The sequence below is a fragment of the Thermoanaerobacterium sp. PSU-2 genome, from assembly GCF_002102475.1.
Classification (GTDB): domain Bacteria; phylum Bacillota; class Thermoanaerobacteria; order Thermoanaerobacterales; family Thermoanaerobacteraceae; genus Thermoanaerobacterium.
In genome coordinates, this window is record NZ_MSQD01000008.1 from 69,024 (window position 1) to 85,783 (window position 16,760).

Here is a 16,760-nt window from a genome sequence, read left to right on the forward strand (position 1 = left end):
ATTGACCTTCCTTTTTATAAAGACCACTGTGATATATGGATGACTAAAATCCGCTAAGATTAACAACAGTCTGATGATGCATCATCATGAATAGCTAGTTCTCCATTCTCAACTGTTATTGTCACAGATTCAGCTCTTTTCCTTACATCATCCTCCATTAAAACTGAGATACCGTTGATAGAAACAGGTTCATCGCCATTCTCTAATTTGCCCAAATAAAACACAAGGGAAGTTCCACAGCACGATTTTTGCAACGTCGCTTTTAAGCAGTCACAATCATTTGAGACAAATGCCTCTTCAAGAATTTTTTTTGCTTCATCAGTAATTATCATTCTTATTACCTCCAATTTATTTTTAATAATCTTCTATTAATTTTCTTGCTTTTTCTTTAAGCCAGTAGAGCTTTCAATTTTTCACCTTTTATTTCATCATTACTCCAGGCAATAACCGCAAAATATCCATTAGTGTGTGCGGCAACTTTGTTAATCCATTCAATTTCATTGCTTGCTTTTGCAAATAATATTTTATTGCTTGTGCCAGTTTTATATAGTGAGGAATTTATAATCCACCACTTATTGCTTATACCAGCACGTCTCAAATCTTCCTCTAATCGCATTGCTTCATATACAGGTGTAGCCTCAGGTAAAGTCACAATTATGACTTCAGTTTCATTGACATTGTGAAGTCTAGGTAACAATTTTTTGGCTGATTCCGGAAGCTCACCATTTGAACGTTCAATTTCGTGATTGTAGCTTTGAGCATATTCGAGTAAAAGAAGTGTATGCCCAGTAGGTGCCGTATCAATGACTACAATCTCATTTTCAGCTTTATCAACTATTTCAGCAAACGCTCTAAATACAGCTATCTCTTGAGTACAAGGTGATCTTAGATCCTCCTCAACATATGCTAAATCCTCTTCAGACATAGTTTCTCTTGCTTTAGAAAGCACTTCTTCCTGATACTTTTTGAGTTCAGCTTGCTCATCGATATGACTCATACTAATACCGTCAGTTTCAGCGATGACATATTTCAAATGTGCTGCAGGGTCAGTTGTTGTAAGATGTACTTTTTTGCCTTTTTTGGATAGTCCTAAGGCAATAGCAGCAGCAATTGTTGTTTTTCCTACACCACCTTTGCCCATGGTAAAAATCACTTTCTTCTTACTGTTGTAAAGATCCTCGATAACATCCTTCAGTCCAGGAATCGACTGTGCTTTAATTGTTTCATCACTTACTTTTAAGTTGTCTTTAATTAGCAATGATCTTACATTATCGACTCCTGTGACATTATATCCTCTTAAGGGTACCATATAGGTAACGATTGATTTCAATTTTTCAGGCATCTCAGAAAAAGCTTTTTGCTGCTTCAGGAATAAACTTTCTGATATTTTGTCATCATAAAATGTCATAACCCCGTTGAGAATCAACATTTGATTTTTAATACCAATATTCGCCAGTTCAATTGATGCTCTTTCCGCTTCTACCAAAGGTGCTGTTTCTGGACGGGAAACAAGAACAAGTGTTGTTAATTTTCCATTGGCCAAAGTTTCAACAGCCTTTTTATATACCTCTTTCTGACTTTCAAGTCCTGAAAGCTGACCTAAACAGGATACCCCATGTGTATTCTCACTAATAAAGGTGCTCCATGCCGAAGGAAGTTGTAACATTCTAAGTGTATGCCCCGTGGGTGCAGTATCAAAAATAATGTTATCATATTTTGTTTGAATCTCTTCATCTGTAATGAATTTTGAGAACTCATTAAATGCTGCAATTTCAATAGTACATGAACCAGAAAGTTGTTCTTCCATATTTTTTAAAGCATCGTCCGGAAGAATCCCTCTGTACGGACCTATCACACTTTCTCTATATTCTGCTGCTGCCTTAACCGGGTCAAGGTTAGCAACAACAAGATTTGGTACCTCTTTAATTGAAACACCTTTATTGTTAAGTTCAGTATTAAAAACATCCTGTAAATTGGATGCTGGATCAGTACTGATTAAAAAAACATTCTTACCACTATCAGCAAGAGTAACGGCTGTAGCGCAGGCAATTGAAGTCTTTCCAACTCCACCTTTACCTGTAAAAAACATATATCTTGTCAAATTAATATTTTGCGGATTAAAATTTTGAATCATAAAATTTTACCTCCAAAATAATTTTTTGCTATTTTTCTTTTATTCATCGAAAAAGCTGACAGGAATATCAAGAAAATGTGCAAGTTCTTCATTTGTCGGATACCTACCTGTGATTGCAACTTCTTCATCAACAAGGGTGAACGGCAACTCGTCGACACCCTTTTCATTAATCATTTTGTTTACTGTTTTGTTAGTTATAAACTTCATTGGTGAGTTTGTTAGATTATACCGTTCTATTTCTATGCCTTTTTTCTTCAATTTATTTAATACCGTTGATATTCTCAACAATTCAGGATTAACGCTAACACCACAAAGACCAGTAGGACAACACATTGCTGGTTCATAAATTGTTATCTTCCTCATGTAAAACATCTCCTTGTATAATTATTTAACTAAGCATGCATTAAAACTCAAAAAATATCGATTTAATATTGTATTATTATATGCTCATCTAATCATATATAATAACATATAAAGATCTGTTCGTCAATAATCTTTTATAAAAATACTCCTTCTTAATCTTTTCACTTAATAATCCTTTCTCGTTTTTGAAATTCGCTTGTCAGATCTGTGCCTATAAAAATTTTATTATTTATTGCAAAAGTATATAATATTATATAATAAATGTAGTAGTGTAGAATAAATTTTGCCCTAATAAATATAATAGGAGGACTGCCAAATGGATGCAATAGAATTGTTGAAAAATAGAAAAAGCTGTAGAAATTTTTCAGATATCCCTATCGACGATGACGTTTTAAATGACATATTAGAAGTTGGTTTAAATGCTGCCAGCGGAGGCAATACTCAGCCATGTACCATAATTAAGATAAGGGACAAAAATAAAAAATCAAAACTTAAAGATCTGCTTGGCCAAAATTTCATTGAAAAATCTGATACTGTTTTAGTATTTCTTTTGGATTTTTATAAGCAGAAAAGATGGTGTGAAATAAATGTAGCGCCTTACGGGAGAAACAGATCGTTTTTAGAATTTATCATCTCTTTACAGGATGTAATGTGTGTTGCTCAAAGCATTGAATGTGCATGCACTTTAAAAGGTATAGGCAGTGTTTATTTGGGTACGCCAAATTTACGCTATGAAGAAATGAAAGATCTTTTAGAATTGCCAGAGCTCACTATACCTGTTCTCGCTATGTGCCTTGGAAATATAAAAGGTACACTAAATACAAGAAGAAAGCTTCAAAAAGATGCAGTCATTTTTGACGAGAAGTACAATAAATTAAGCGATGATGAAATCGAAAGATATTATGTAGAAAAATATCAAAACAGCAACATGTACATTAATGAAAAAAATAGATATTTAATAGATGAGCTTTGCAATGTCGCTTCAATGGTCAATGGAAAAGACTTTGCTGACAAGGTAAAAGCAAATATTGAAAAAAACGGCTACATAAATCCAGCACAAAAATTATTTGGCTTCCATTACAATCCTATAGAAATGATAGGAATGAATCAATGGATATGGAACTTTTTCAAGGAACAAGGCTTTGATTTTTTAGATGAAACATTTCACATTAATAGACTGGATGTGAAATAATAGTGTCAGCGGCCATCTTTTGTTAAAAAAACTAGTGAGCCACAAAACATGCTTCAAGATCCCATGCATTCTATATACGTTGAGTAGATAAAAATAATGATGAATAATCAGGCTGATTTCTTGGAGGCACGAAAAATTTGTAATTATACATTACCTGATTTTTTAAATGTTACTATTATAACACCACGGGGTGGAGTATGTTTAAAGGCTAAGATGCCTTTCTTTGTCCTTTAAATAAAATAATAAGCGCCTTTATAGTACAACTATATTTTATATTTCTGTAAATTCTTAGTAAGTTCTGCAATATCATTGTTAGCATTACCTTTATAAAGACCGCCATGATAGCAAATAACATTTTCAATATCGTATTTCATCAACTTTTCCATCGATTTTATATTCGAATCCCTATCGAAATTCGTTGATTCTACAGCTGGAATTAGTAAACCCCCCTCAACTCTCAAGATATCTCCAGCAATCAGTATCTTCCAATGTTTTAGGTACAAACAAATATGACCTGGCGTGTGACCTGGTGTATGGATTACAGTGATCCCGCCACAAAACGGTAGTTCCTCTCCATCTGTTAACGTATTATCTACATTGACCCTACTGTTTTGAAAACCTGCCTTAAGCTTCTCGTATACTGTTTTCATATTTTCTGGCAGATAATCCAAACTGCTTTCGAGTTGAGCAAGTTTAACGGGTTGTTTTTCACCAGTTATGAACGGTTTTTCTTCTTCATGTGCAAGAATCTTTACCTTATTAGGTAACTCTTTTAAGATATCCGAAATACTACCAACATGATCAATATCTTGATGAGTAAGAATTACCATATTTAGTTTATTAAATGGCACACCTTCTTTCTCAATTGCCTCACGAATTTTAGGCAGTTGACCTGGAAATCCCGTATCTATAAGAATTACTGAATCATTATCCCAAATTACTGTAGGATTAATGATGCTTGGCTTTCCCATCATGTTAACCGATATTTCAAGCATATAAATTCCATTATTTATTTTCATTTATAATTTTCCTCCCAAGAAAAATTTGATTTTAGAGGTTCACTTAATATTAAACCAATTCCAACAACTATTATTATGATATCAATCGTGAACCACACAGATAAAGTAAAATTGGCCGTTCGAAAAATACGTGGTCCTATATCGGTCCCAGCATGTAATAATACTGCGGGTAGTAAACTTCCTTTAGTTTTTATAAATAATGCTGTGTAAATAAAAGATAACCCAATGGTTAAAAGAAGGAATAACGAAAAAGGGAAAGAAGACTGCCCTGGGATAAGATACATAGGCAAGTGCCAAAAGCCCCAAATCAGACCAAGCAATAAACTTGCCCAAATAGAATTTTTTAAGTCTTTAAGCAATATCGGTAGCGCAAATCCTCTCCATCCGACTTCTTCGCCAGAATTGATGACCATAAGCCAGATAAAAGCAGCAATAATAAAATAAATTGGACTTCCAACAAAAACACTGTTATTAGTGTAATGAAATAAAAATAAATTAATAAAGATAGACAGTATATACGTAATTGGTAATAAAAAGACTGCAACCAAATACCACTTTGTGCTAAAGTTTATATATTTATATCGCACAAGTACCCCTAAGATCCCCTCTTTACCATTATAAATCCCTGCAACAACAAGAGCTGAAATAGCTGGGGCAAATAAGCCAATGAAAGATAGCAATCTTGGTGAATTAGGCATTAAAAAAGCAGGAATCCACGATCCCCAGGCAAGAATAAATGTTAAAACAAAGAACAATATAAGTTGATTGCGACTCTTGCTAGCCATATATAACATACCCCCAAATTAAATTTTTATTTACAAACTATTGGCATTCATGTTATTGTGTGAAATAATAATTTTTTAACGCACACAGGTATTGTATTATTATATATAGTTTTTGTGTGGAAGTCAACAAAAAAATTAGATTGACAGAGGTTTCGCACCGAACAACACTACAAAGGTAATTGTTGAAATTTTTACTGAAGGTTTTACTCTTTTATCTTTTAGGATATTGATTTTTTATCCAGGATGGTATATCTTAGAGAAGTAGGTAAGCCTTTGTTTAAAACAACTTTTGTTCATTTTTCAGCATCCTTTCTATTTAGGTTGTCGCAAAGCATATTATAGAAAGGATGCTCTATTTTAATTTCTCAAAAAGCGCAAAATCACATATTTCTAGCTGCTCTTAGCTAAATTTTATAAATCAACGTGTCTAACACTCTAAAAATTTTTAAATGCGAAATTTCTGACAATATGATTTTCAAAATTATTTATATTCACCTATAGTTCCTCGCTTTCTTTCTTAAATGGTATCTTTGATTTCAAGCTATTCCTTATCTATCAATACCACGCATTCTACATGATAAGTATATGGAAACATGTCGACTGGTTGCACTTTTTTTGTTTTATATCCATTGTCTTCAAAAATCCTCAAATCCCTTGCCAATGTAGTCGGGTTGCAGGAAACGTAAATTATTTTTTCAGGATTCATCTTTATCGATGCTTCTACAACATCTTTGTCTAATCCTTTCCTCGGAGGATCAAACACTACGATATCCGGCTTTAAACCTTTATTACATAGTTCTTTCATGACATCTTCTGCTTTTCCAGCGATGAATTCTACATTATTTACTCCATTTATGGCTGCATTTCGCCTCGCATCTTCTACAGCATCTGGTATTACCTCTATTCCGTACACTTTTCTCGCATGTTCTGCAAAAAATATTGATATCGTGCCTATGCCGCAGTAAACGTCAAATACGGTTTCATCGCCTTTTAAATCAGCATATTCCACCGCTTTTTCGTACAGCACTTTAGTCTGAACGGGATTTACTTGAAAGAATGACAAAGGAGATATTTCAAATTTTTTATCTCCAATAAAATCAGTGATATAATTATCACCATATATGACAATATTTTCGTTACCCATGACTTGTTTTCTATTGCTTCTATTCACATTTAAAACAACACTTTTTAAGCCTTCAATATTTATTTTAAGCCGGCTTACAAGTTCTTTCTTGTTTGGAATGTCTCTGCCATTTGCCACAATGATAATCATGACTTCTTTTGTTGCAAAACCAACTTTAGTTATCACATGCCTTAAAAGCCCTTTCCCAGTTTTTTTATCGTAAACTGTAATCTTATAGTCGTTTGCCCATTCTACCACAGCTTTCATTGCATTGACGCTGACACTGTTTTGAATCATACAAGAATCAATGCCAATCACTTCATGTGATTTAGATGCGTAAAATCCCCCTTCTACTATTCCATTTTTAATGCTCAATGGATATTCCGCCTTATCTCTATAATGCAGTGGGTCATACATGCCTATCGTATCAAATACAGAAGCATCGATTTTACCTATTCTTTTCAAACTTTCTTCAACAACATTTTTTTTAAATTCTAACTGTCCACTATAGCTTAAATGCTGAAGCGTACAGCCACCACATTTATCAGCATATTGGCATTTAGGCACAATTCTTTTTTCTGATGGCTCTAATATTTTTTCCACATGTGCGTTTAAATAATTTTTATGTTTTTCATCTATTTTAGCTAAGACCCTTTCTCCATTTAAAGCGCCTTTTACAAAAACAGCAATTCCATCAAGTCTCCCGACTCCTTGTCCCTCATGTGCCATATTGTCAATGTAAATTTCGTATATATCGCCAATGTTTACATTTTGCAATAATTATCACTCCAAATTAATATTTTCACATACACAATTATACTCTATTTAAACAATAAAAAACAGATTTCCCGGATATAGTCATCCGGAAAATCTGTGTATCACTTCGAAGCATACCTTTTATAGACGATATCTGGCATATCAAGCACTTTGTGTTCTACATTCGATGCAAATAATATTACGTATTCGGCATGTGCCCAATTAAGCGGTGAGGCTGAATCTGTAGGAAGTCCAGTATCTTCCCATACTTGCTCAGATATTATACCGCTTTCGTTTGCAAAGTCCTCCATTGCTTTCACATAAGATGTTGCATCTTTTCCTGCAGCAATTTCGTACATGCCTCTCTCACCTGTAAGCAGTGGCCACAATCTTCCTTTTCCTGTCCCATGATATAGCTCTGTCTTAGACATCTCACCATATCCATCATGATTATACCTGTACCATGATGGTCCTTTCGGCGTATCGACTTTTATTGTTTCATCCACGACTTTCAACGTATTTAGTATTTTAGGGTCATCTGCCGATTTTACTCCAAGCCTTACAAGTTCAAGAAAACTTGGATCCACGATTTCTTTTTGGTCGTATACACCACCGCCATTCGCTATGCTTATCATGAAATCGGCATTTGGATCTGGAAGTCCTGCTATCCTTATATAATAGTGACCATCTCCCAAAGGGCCTTTTTCTGTGTAAGTTAGGCTGTCAATAAGCCTTTGCCAATTGTCCGCCTTTTCTTGATATTTCTTAGCAGATTCAAAGTCCTTATTTTCTTGAGCTATATACGCAGCACATGTAAGTCCTGCTACTTCTGAAGCCAGCGTTGCTGGCGAATATCCACCTATTTCTTCCCATCTTTCTTGTCCCGTCTTAGGGCCTATTTTCATGATGAAATCCGCCAAAGGTTTAACAAGGCTTTCATAAAGATCGTATCTTTTCAGCCTGTAGCTTAATATTATTGGATCCGCCTGCTCATCAAGCTGTATGCCTGTCCAATAAGGCTTTCCATTTATCCATGTATTTTGAGGAATCATCCCATTGTCTTTTACTACTTTTACTAGGTAGTCAAGTGCTCTATTTGCCGAATCAGTATCACCTGCAACAATAAATGCGTTCGCTACATGGTACAGATCTCTTGACCATACGAGATGGTAACCACCGATATTGTCATCTTCTTGGCCATCACCCCACGGAATAGATAGCGATGCTATATAAGCACCTTTGTTTGTCTTGTCTTCGCTGGCCTTTAATATCATCATGCTGTTAAAATACAGTGAATTCGCTTTTCCGCCAAAGTCATTAAGGCTATCGCAATACTTCTCCCATTGGTCTATATACGCTTTCTTTAAGCTGTCATAATTATCATTTAAAGTTTCCATGTTTGTTTTTACTGCCTCGTCTTCACTCTGTCCGAAAGACAGAACGATTTCAAATTGGCTGTTTTTCTTAAGATCTATCTCCGCACCTTCTATTATGTTGCCTCTTGCACTGTCGTAATTGTAAGTCATTTGCATATTTTTATAAAGATCGGTCTCAATGTCATTTACTTTATAATACCCTATCGAATACTTTTTCCATCCTATGTCAGATGACAATGCAGTGTAAATTCCATCTCTTTCAGCAATTAGTGCAACATTGCCATTTGCCTTAACTGCATATCCTTCATTGTATTTGCCCTGATTTTTTACATGAGGATCACACATTACGTAAAGCCTGTAGTCATCAATTTTGCCTTTTAAGGCTTCAAACTTCGTTTTAATTACGAGAGAATTCCTCTTTACATCCGTAAATACTTCTTTAGTTATCTTATATCTCCCATCTTTATCTGTGTTAATGATTTTATACCCCAACGATTTTTCAGTAAACTTTTCGCCTTTAGTTATTGTGTCTTTTGTTTCATCTGAGACAAACGTTTTTCCGTCTGTCACAAAAAATTTAATATCTTTTACATCAGCAGTATCTATAGTCGGATAGTAAACCTCAGATATCCCTCCGTCTGCAATGGTAAACCATACTTTGGAAGTATAGTTGTTTGCAGTCCCTACACCTTGTTTCTGAGCTTTCGCCCAAGTATCAGCCTCTCCAGGGCCATTTACTGCTTGCACATTATTCAATCTTTCAATTTTAATGTTTGATATATTATTGTTAGCGCATCCGCTTAGCACGCTGGACGCAAGAAATAGTACGGGTAAATATTTTATAAGTTTTTTATTCAATTTCATCGCCTCCAATAACATTTTACATTATATCGAAGATTTGCGCAACCGGTTTTATAAAAAGACAAAAAAAAATAGGGCGAATGCCGCCCACGATATAATCGGTCACCAATACCATTATAACCAATTTATTGAATTATATTCAAGCTTCTCACTTTTTATCTAATAATATCTAAACACCATCATCATAGCATTTGTTCAACATTTCATAAACATGAGGCAAAATCTTTTTTATATTTACAGGTTTTCTGTCAAGTGTCGTAAATGGGTGTTCTGTCATACCTTGTGCTAAAAGCTTATTTTCATCTTCTTTCACTATATCGTACTCAAATCTTATCCGTGAGCCTTTCAATAAACCTATTCTTGTCTTTATAATTATTACATCATCATACTCTGCAGGCCAAAAGTATTTGCAATTAGCTTCTATCACCGGAAGCATGACGTTATTTTGCTCTAATTCTCGATAAGTCATGCCTAAAGATCTGAAAAATTCTGTCCTACCTATTTCAAACCAGTTTAAATAATTTGCATGATACACTATGCCCATCTTGTCCGTTTCGCCATATCTGACCCTTACTTTTACATCATAAGTATGCACCGTATTATCACCTCAAAAAATAAAGACAAGAAGATGACTTCCTGTCCTATTTTATATTCACTATGCCTTTGTAGACCAATCCTCTGGCAGTATCGAGAGTTACCGTCATTCCATCTTTTAGCTTAGCTGTTACTCCTTCACATCCTACAATGACAGGCAATCCATAGTTTAATCCAACTATTGCAGCATGGGACGTTAGTCCGCCTTCTTCTGTTATGATAGCTGAAGCTTTCTCAATTATAGGCATATAATCCCTTTCAGTTTTTTGAGCAACGATGATGTCTCCTTCTCTGAACTTATCTTTGTCCTTGTATGGATCTCTTATGATGGAAACAACACCACTTATGGATTTAGTACCTATGCCTGTGCCTTTTACTATTACATCTCCCACAATATGAACCTTCAACATATTTGTCGTGCCTGTAGTCGCAACAGGTATTCCTGCCGATATTACTACAATATCGCCATTTCGAATTAAGCCTTCACTTAATGCCGTATTTACTGATACTTCTATCATTTCATCTGTGGAGTTGACTTCCTGTGATATCAGCGGATGTACACCCCATACGATGCTAAGCTTTCTTGCTACATCTTTGTTTGGTGTCACTGCAATTATAGGTGCTGACGGTCTATACTTAGACACCATTCGAGCAGTGTAACCTGATATTGTAGATGTAATAATGGCAGTCGCACCTATATCCCTTGCGGTAGTGCACGTAGCATGGCTTATAGCGTTTGTCATAGAAATATTGTAATCCACATTTTTATCTAAATTTTCTTTATAATTTATATACGTTTCAATTTTTTCAGCTATCTTTGACATCGTCTTAAAAGCCTCTACAGGATATTTCCCTTGCGCTGTTTCACCTGACAGCATTATCGCATCAGTGCCGTCCAATATAGCATTGGCTACATCCGTTACTTCTGCCCTTGTTGGCCTTGGATTTCTTATCATAGAGTCAAGCATCTGTGTAGCAGTAACTACTGGTTTACCTGCTTTGTTGCACTTTTCAATTATCCTTTTCTGAACGATAGGTATCTCCTCTATAGGAATTTCGACACCCAAATCGCCGCGGGCAACCATTATGCCGTCAGAGACTTTGATTATTTCGTCAATATTTTCTACACCTTCGCGATTTTCAATTTTTGATATGATAAGTATATGGCCAGCGTCATTGTCTTCTAACAATCTCCTTATGGCAATTACATCTGCTGCTTTTCTGACAAAAGACGCTGCAATCATGTCGATTCCTTTTTTTATTCCAAACTCTATATCATCCACGTCTTTTTGCGTTATGGCAGGCAAATTAAGCTTTGTACCAGGCACATTTACACCTTTGTGATCACCTATTGTACCAGAATTCTCCACAGTGCATACTATATCTTCACCTTTTACGTCATTGACTTTCAATGATACTAATCCGTCATCAATCAATATGCGAGAACCTCTCTCCACATCTTGAGGAAGCCCCTTGTATGAAACAGAACAAATAGTGTTATCTCCTTCAATTTCCCTTGATGTTATCGTAAATGTCTGGCCTTCTTTAAGCTCTGCAACACCGCCTTTAAATTTGCCAGTCCTTATTTCAGGTCCTTTTGTATCAAGCATAATTGCAATAGGCAGCTTAAGTTCTTCTCTAATCTTTATAATATTGTCTATTCTGCTTCCATGCTCTTCATGATCGCCATGTGAAAAATTCAACCTGCAAATATTAAGACCACTTTCTATAAGCTCTCTCAATATCTCATATTTTTCACTGGCAGGACCAATCGTGCATATTATCTTAGTTCTACGCATATCTTCACTCCTTAAATTGATAATATTTTGCTGAGTTCATAAAGCTTTAAATTAAACTCTTTTTTCATCGCCAATGCGGTATCAATATCATCATCTACAATCTGATTATTTCTTATACTTATTATCCTTTGAGATTTGTTTTCTAATAAAAGCTCTACAGCTCTTGATCCCATTTGGCTTGCGATAACCCTGTCCATGACAGTAGGCGCGCCGCCTCTTTGTATGTGTCCCAGCGTCGTATGCCTTAAATCCAATTTTGGAAGCCTCTCTTGAATCATCTTTGATAGCTCAAGACCGCTCATTACCCCTTCAGCCAATACAATTATGTGATGCAGCTTGCCCCTCTTTATACCATAAGAAATTTTATCGCACACTTCATCTATGTCAAATTTAACTTCAGGTATTATTATAATCTCTGCTCCTCCAGCAAGTCCTGCATAAAGCGCTATGTACCCAGCATTTCTTCCCATTACCTCTATAATGTTTGCTCTTTCGTGTGATGTTGCTGTGTCTCTAATCTTGTTTATAGCATCTATAGCAGTATTGCAAGCAGTATCAAAGCCAATTGTATAATCTGTACACGGTATATCATTGTCAATAGTTCCCGGGATACCGATTGTATTAACACCATGTTCATTGCTTAAAAGCTGTGCACCTCTAAAAGAACCGTCTCCACCTATGACCACAAGACCCTCTATATTGTGCTTTTTCAATACCTCTGCAGCCTTAGCTCTTCCTTCTTTTGTCTTAAATTCTGCACTTCTGGCTGTGCGAAGTATTGTGCCACCTCTTTGAATTATGTCTCCTACAGATGACAACGTCATGTCTTCTATTTCGTCGTCTATAAGCCCTTGATAGCCTCTCATGATGCCTTTCACCGTTAGACCGTTATATATGCCGCATCTTACTACTGCCCTTATAGCAGCATTCATGCCTGGTGCATCTCCACCACTTGTTAAAACACCTATCGTTCTCATAATATATCCTCCTTACCAACCGGGTCATTATATGTCCCATTTTATTAAAAGTCCCCCTTATAAGGGGTAATTAAAGACCATATTCAATAATGATATTCTGTGCATCCTGAGCTTCTGAATTAGGAACCATGACTTCACAGTAGCCGTCGTTATTGTCTACATTTTTTTTCAATGGTTTTAATTTTACCAAAAAGCCTTCTTTTGTCAGCACATCTTTGACCTTTTCTGCAACTTCCATGCTATGCGCCATATATATAACAGTCCACATAAAAAGGCCTCCTTGAATATTCTAACTACTATTTTAATTTATTTTTTGTATAATATCAATATATATTTATGCGTTATACAATTTTAACATTTTCTTTTCCCAGTACACTTGCAAGTTCATCCAAAAGCTCATTTGCACCATTTACCCAAAGATCTTTCTGAGCCGCCAGATTTTTATTTGCATATCTTATAAAAACCGGAATGTTTCCCTTGTATTTTGTTAAGATACCTTTAATCTTTTCCACATCTTTTTGTTCTTTTACATTAAGCCACAGTTTTTCCCTTATCCTGTGCGTAAGTGGTTCAACTTCATCGCATAAAATCTTTGGCTCTTCATCTTCTCTTAAACTTACTTTGCCTTTTACTACAACAGGCAAATCTTCACTTAAAAATTTTGAGTATCTTTCGTACACAGCAGGAAATACGATGACTTCGATGGTACCATACAAATCTGCAAGATTTACAAAAGCCATCATATTATTATTTTTTGTAAACTTTATTTTTTTGCTCTCTACAATCCCTACCAAAACAACATCTTGATCATCAAAGGCAGATTTTTTTGCAAATGAATCATCGCTATTTTTCAAGTCTCTGGTTGTACAATTTGCTATTCTTTGTATATCGTCTTGATATTCATCAAGTGGATGGCCGCTAATATATAACCCCATAGTCTCTTTTTCCATAGAAAGTATTACGCCTTTAGAAAATTCTTTAATGTCTGGAAGCGAATAATCGATTTTATGGCTTTCTTCATCACTTTCAAATAGAGATATCTGTCCCTTTATATTTTTCTCTCTGCTTCTATGAATGCTTTCCATGATGCCTTCGTAAACAGCCAATAATTGAGATCTGTATACGCCAAATGAATCAAATGCACCAGCTTTTATAAGGCTTTCAACAGCTTTCTTGTTTAATTGCATTTCGTCTATTCTCTCAAAAAAGTCTATGATAGAGGTGTACCTGCCCTTTTTCTTTCTGTCTTCTACAATTTCAAGAGTGGCATTTAACCCAACATTCTTAACAGCAGCAAGGCCAAATCTGATCTTGCCATTGACGACGGTAAAATAAGAATAGCTTTCATTTATGTCTGGTGGCAAAACTTGTATACCCATCTTTTTCAGAACTTGTACATAGAAAGCCACCTTGTCCGTATTGTCAACAAAGCTATTAAGCAATGCAGCCATGAATTCAACAGGATAGTACCGCTTTAAATATGCCGTTTGAAATGCCACAACAGCATAAGCCGCAGCATGAGATTTATTGAATGCATAATTGGCAAAATCAATCATTTCGTCAAAAAGCCTGTTGGCTGTAGCTTCATCGACGCCTTTGTTTACAGCTCCCGGTACGATGTAATTGCCATTTTCATCCCTGATTCCATAGATGAAGTTTTTTCTCTCTTCCTCCATGACTTTCATTTTTTTCTTCGCCATGGCACGGCGAACTAAATCAGACCTTCCCAATGAATACCCCGCCAAATCCCTAACTATCTGCATAACTTGCTCTTGATACACCATGCAGCCGTAAGTAACATCAAGAATTGGCTTAAGAAGCGGATGTTCATATTTTATGTTTTCAGGGTTGTTTTTATTTTCTATGTATCTTGGTATTTGATCCATCGGTCCCGGTCTATAAAGCGATATACCTGCTATTACATCTTCTAACTTTTCTGGCTTTAGCTCTGTCATAAACTGTTTCATTCCAGATGACTCCAATTGAAATACGCCCTCAGTATCGCCTCTGCTTATTAGTGCATAAACTTCTTTATCTTCAAAATCAATACTGTCTATGTCAACATCTATTCCTCTGGTTTCTTTTACGATATCTAAAGTATCTCTTATGACAGTAAGTGTCCTCAAACCCAAAAAATCCATCTTTAAAAGGCCTAATTCTTCCAAAGTCGTCATCGTAAACTGTGTGACAATAGAACCTTCATTTTTCTGCAATGGAACGTATTTTACCAGTGGTTCACTTGATATAACTACGCCTGCAGCATGTGTAGAAGCATGCCGCGGAAGTCCTTCAAGAGATCTTGAAATATCAATTAACTGCCTAATCTTCTCGTCTTTTTCGTACTTATCTTTTAGCTCTGGATTTAACTCGATTGCTTTATCTATAGTCATACCCAGTTCGAAAGGTATCATTTTTGCAATGACATCAACTTCAGCATAAGGGAAGTTTAAGGCACGGCCCACATCTCTTATGGCAGCCCTGGCAGCCATTGTACCAAATGTTATTATCTGAGCCACTCTATCTTCCCCATACTTTTTGACTACATAATCAATTACCTCTTGTCTTCTCTCATAGCAAAAATCAGAGTCTATATCTGGCATGCTTACTCTTTCAGGATTCAAAAATCTTTCAAAAAGAAGATTGTACTTTATAGGATCAATCTTTGTTATGCCAAGGCAGTATGCCACAAGACTTCCTGCAGCCGAACCCCTTCCAGGGCCAGTCATTATTCCATTGTCGCGGGCAAATTTAATAAAATCCCAAACGATTAAAAAGTAATCAACATATCCCATCTTTTCTATCACAGAAAGCTCGTAGTTTAGCCTTTCCATCACTTCATCAGTTGGATTTGGATACCTTTCATACAACCCATCAATGCAAAGTTTTCTCAAATATTCATCAGATTTCATGCCGTCTGGCACTTCATACTTAGGAAGCTTCGTTTTATTAAATTCAAATTCCAGATTGCACATATCAGCAATTTTTACCGTATTCTCCAAAGCTTCCTTGCAATATGAAAACATCTCATACATTTCATCAGGGGACTTTAAATAAAACTGATCTGTTGGAAATGACATCCTATCAGCATCATCCATGTTTTTACCTGTCTGAATGCACAAAAGGACTTCATGCGCCAAATGATCCTCTTTATTAAGGTAGTGAACATCGTTTGTGGCCACAAGAGGTATGTTTAGCTCTTTTGAAAGCTTTATCAATTCTGAATTTACTTTTTCTTGTTGGCTTAAACCGTGGTATTGAAGTTCCAAATAAAAGTTTCCTGTCCCAAAAATAGAGTTATAAAAAATAGCAGTCTCTTTAGCTTTTTCATAATCATCAGATAGGAGATATGATGGTATTTCACCGCCAAGACATGAGCTAAGCGCTATAAGACCTTCACTGTGTTCTTTTAAGTACTGATGATCGACCCTTGGTTTATAGTAAAAACCATCAATAGATGCCTTTGAGACAATTTTCATCAAATTTTCATATCCAGTCATGTTTTTACATAGTAAAATTAAATGATAATTTACGTTATCTATGCCGTATTCTTTATCGTATAGTGATCTTGGAGAGACGTAAATCTCACATCCAATTATAGGTTTTACACCATAAGATACTGCTTCTTTGTAAAAGTCGATGGCGCCGTACATGACACCGTGATCTGTAATAGCTATAGAGTTCATTCCAAGCTCTTTTGTCCTCTTTATAAGCTCTTTTATTCTGCATGAACCATCAAGAAGGCTGTATTCGCTGTGAACGTGCAAATGTACAAACATCATAA

The 16,760-nt window shown here is 35.6% G+C and carries 13 protein-coding genes; 1 reads left to right on the top strand and 12 read right to left on the bottom strand.

From position 1 onward, the window contains the following. Positions 1-59: 59 nt before the first annotated feature. The 3 genes from BVF91_RS07855 to arsD are packed head-to-tail and all read right to left on the bottom strand — an operon-like array spanning position 60 to position 2,497. A complete protein-coding gene (locus tag BVF91_RS07855; RefSeq protein ID WP_085112881.1) occupies positions 60-332 on the bottom strand; it encodes a hypothetical protein in 273 nt (90 codons plus the stop codon). Between the two features lie 56 nt (positions 333-388). Further along, on the bottom strand, positions 389-2,134 hold the full coding sequence (gene arsA / locus BVF91_RS07860) for an arsenical pump-driving ATPase (protein WP_085112882.1): 1,746 nt from the start codon (positions 2,132-2,134) through the stop codon (positions 389-391). 39 nt (positions 2,135-2,173) lie between these two features. After that, positions 2,174-2,497, bottom strand: coding sequence for an arsenite efflux transporter metallochaperone ArsD (gene arsD / locus BVF91_RS07865; protein ID WP_085112883.1), 324 nt, complete (start codon positions 2,495-2,497; stop codon positions 2,174-2,176). 316 nt (positions 2,498-2,813) lie between these two features. On the opposite strand from arsD, the gene BVF91_RS07870 reads away from it, so the two are divergent. Further along, positions 2,814-3,689, top strand: coding sequence for a nitroreductase family protein (locus BVF91_RS07870; protein WP_085112884.1), 876 nt, complete (start codon positions 2,814-2,816; stop codon positions 3,687-3,689). Between the two features lie 263 nt (positions 3,690-3,952). On the opposite strand, the gene BVF91_RS07875 is transcribed toward BVF91_RS07870, so the two are convergent. The 9 genes from BVF91_RS07875 to BVF91_RS07915 form a co-directional block, all read right to left on the bottom strand. After that, positions 3,953-4,708: an MBL fold metallo-hydrolase gene (locus BVF91_RS07875; protein WP_085112885.1), complete on the bottom strand. Its 756-nt coding sequence runs from the start codon at positions 4,706-4,708 to the stop codon at positions 3,953-3,955. Further along, positions 4,705-5,493 (bottom strand): CPBP family intramembrane glutamic endopeptidase, encoded by a 789-nt coding sequence (locus BVF91_RS07880; protein ID WP_168170197.1) that lies wholly within the window; start codon positions 5,491-5,493, stop codon positions 4,705-4,707. The genes BVF91_RS07875 and BVF91_RS07880 overlap by 4 nt, the downstream gene beginning before the upstream one ends. Before the next feature lie 541 nt (positions 5,494-6,034). Then, the gene (rlmD, locus tag BVF91_RS07885; RefSeq protein ID WP_085112887.1) at positions 6,035-7,393 is read right to left on the bottom strand and encodes a 23S rRNA (uracil(1939)-C(5))-methyltransferase RlmD; all 1,359 of its coding nucleotides are present in this window, start codon (positions 7,391-7,393) and stop codon (positions 6,035-6,037) included. Between the two features lie 101 nt (positions 7,394-7,494). Further along, the gene (locus BVF91_RS07890; RefSeq protein ID WP_085112888.1) at positions 7,495-9,606 is read right to left on the bottom strand and encodes a glucan 1,4-alpha-glucosidase; all 2,112 of its coding nucleotides are present in this window, start codon (positions 9,604-9,606) and stop codon (positions 7,495-7,497) included. A 172-nt stretch (positions 9,607-9,778) separates the two neighbouring features. Continuing rightward, positions 9,779-10,204 (bottom strand): acyl-CoA thioesterase, encoded by a 426-nt coding sequence (locus BVF91_RS07895; RefSeq protein ID WP_085112889.1) that lies wholly within the window; start codon positions 10,202-10,204, stop codon positions 9,779-9,781. A gap of 46 nt (positions 10,205-10,250) precedes the next feature. Beyond that, positions 10,251-12,002, bottom strand: coding sequence for a pyruvate kinase (pyk, locus tag BVF91_RS07900; RefSeq protein ID WP_085112890.1), 1,752 nt, complete (start codon positions 12,000-12,002; stop codon positions 10,251-10,253). Positions 12,003-12,013: 11 nt separating this feature from the next. Beyond that, positions 12,014-12,979, bottom strand: coding sequence for a 6-phosphofructokinase (gene pfkA / locus BVF91_RS07905; RefSeq protein ID WP_085112891.1), 966 nt, complete (start codon positions 12,977-12,979; stop codon positions 12,014-12,016). Positions 12,980-13,049: 70 nt separating this feature from the next. After that, on the bottom strand, positions 13,050-13,247 hold the full coding sequence (locus BVF91_RS07910) for a hypothetical protein (RefSeq protein ID WP_013787433.1): 198 nt from the start codon (positions 13,245-13,247) through the stop codon (positions 13,050-13,052). A 73-nt stretch (positions 13,248-13,320) separates the two neighbouring features. After that, positions 13,321-16,755, bottom strand: a complete 3,435-nt coding sequence (locus tag BVF91_RS07915) for a DNA polymerase III subunit alpha (RefSeq protein WP_085112892.1) — start codon at positions 16,753-16,755, stop codon at positions 13,321-13,323. Between the last annotated feature and the right edge of the window lie 5 nt (positions 16,756-16,760).

Bases quoted from the DNA above. Each gene is read 5' to 3' on its own strand.
- BVF91_RS07855 (WP_085112881.1), bottom strand. From the start codon at position 332: ATGATAATTACTGATGAAGCAAAAAAAATTCTTGAAGAGGCATTTGTC.
- arsA (WP_085112882.1), bottom strand. From the start codon at position 2,134: ATGATTCAAAATTTTAATCCGCAAAATATTAATTTGACAAGATATATG.
- arsD (WP_085112883.1), bottom strand. From the start codon at position 2,497: ATGAGGAAGATAACAATTTATGAACCAGCAATGTGTTGTCCTACTGGT.
- BVF91_RS07870 (WP_085112884.1), top strand. From the start codon at position 2,814: ATGGATGCAATAGAATTGTTGAAAAATAGAAAAAGCTGTAGAAATTTT.
- BVF91_RS07875 (WP_085112885.1), bottom strand. From the start codon at position 4,708: ATGAAAATAAATAATGGAATTTATATGCTTGAAATATCGGTTAACATG.
- BVF91_RS07880 (WP_168170197.1), bottom strand. From the start codon at position 5,493: ATGGCTAGCAAGAGTCGCAATCAACTTATATTGTTCTTTGTTTTAACA.
- pyk (WP_085112890.1), bottom strand. From the start codon at position 12,002: ATGCGTAGAACTAAGATAATATGCACGATTGGTCCTGCCAGTGAAAAA.
- pfkA (WP_085112891.1), bottom strand. From the start codon at position 12,979: ATGAGAACGATAGGTGTTTTAACAAGTGGTGGAGATGCACCAGGCATG.
- BVF91_RS07910 (WP_013787433.1), bottom strand. From the start codon at position 13,247: ATGTGGACTGTTATATATATGGCGCATAGCATGGAAGTTGCAGAAAAG.
- BVF91_RS07915 (WP_085112892.1), bottom strand. From the start codon at position 16,755: ATGTTTGTACATTTGCACGTTCACAGCGAATACAGCCTTCTTGATGGT.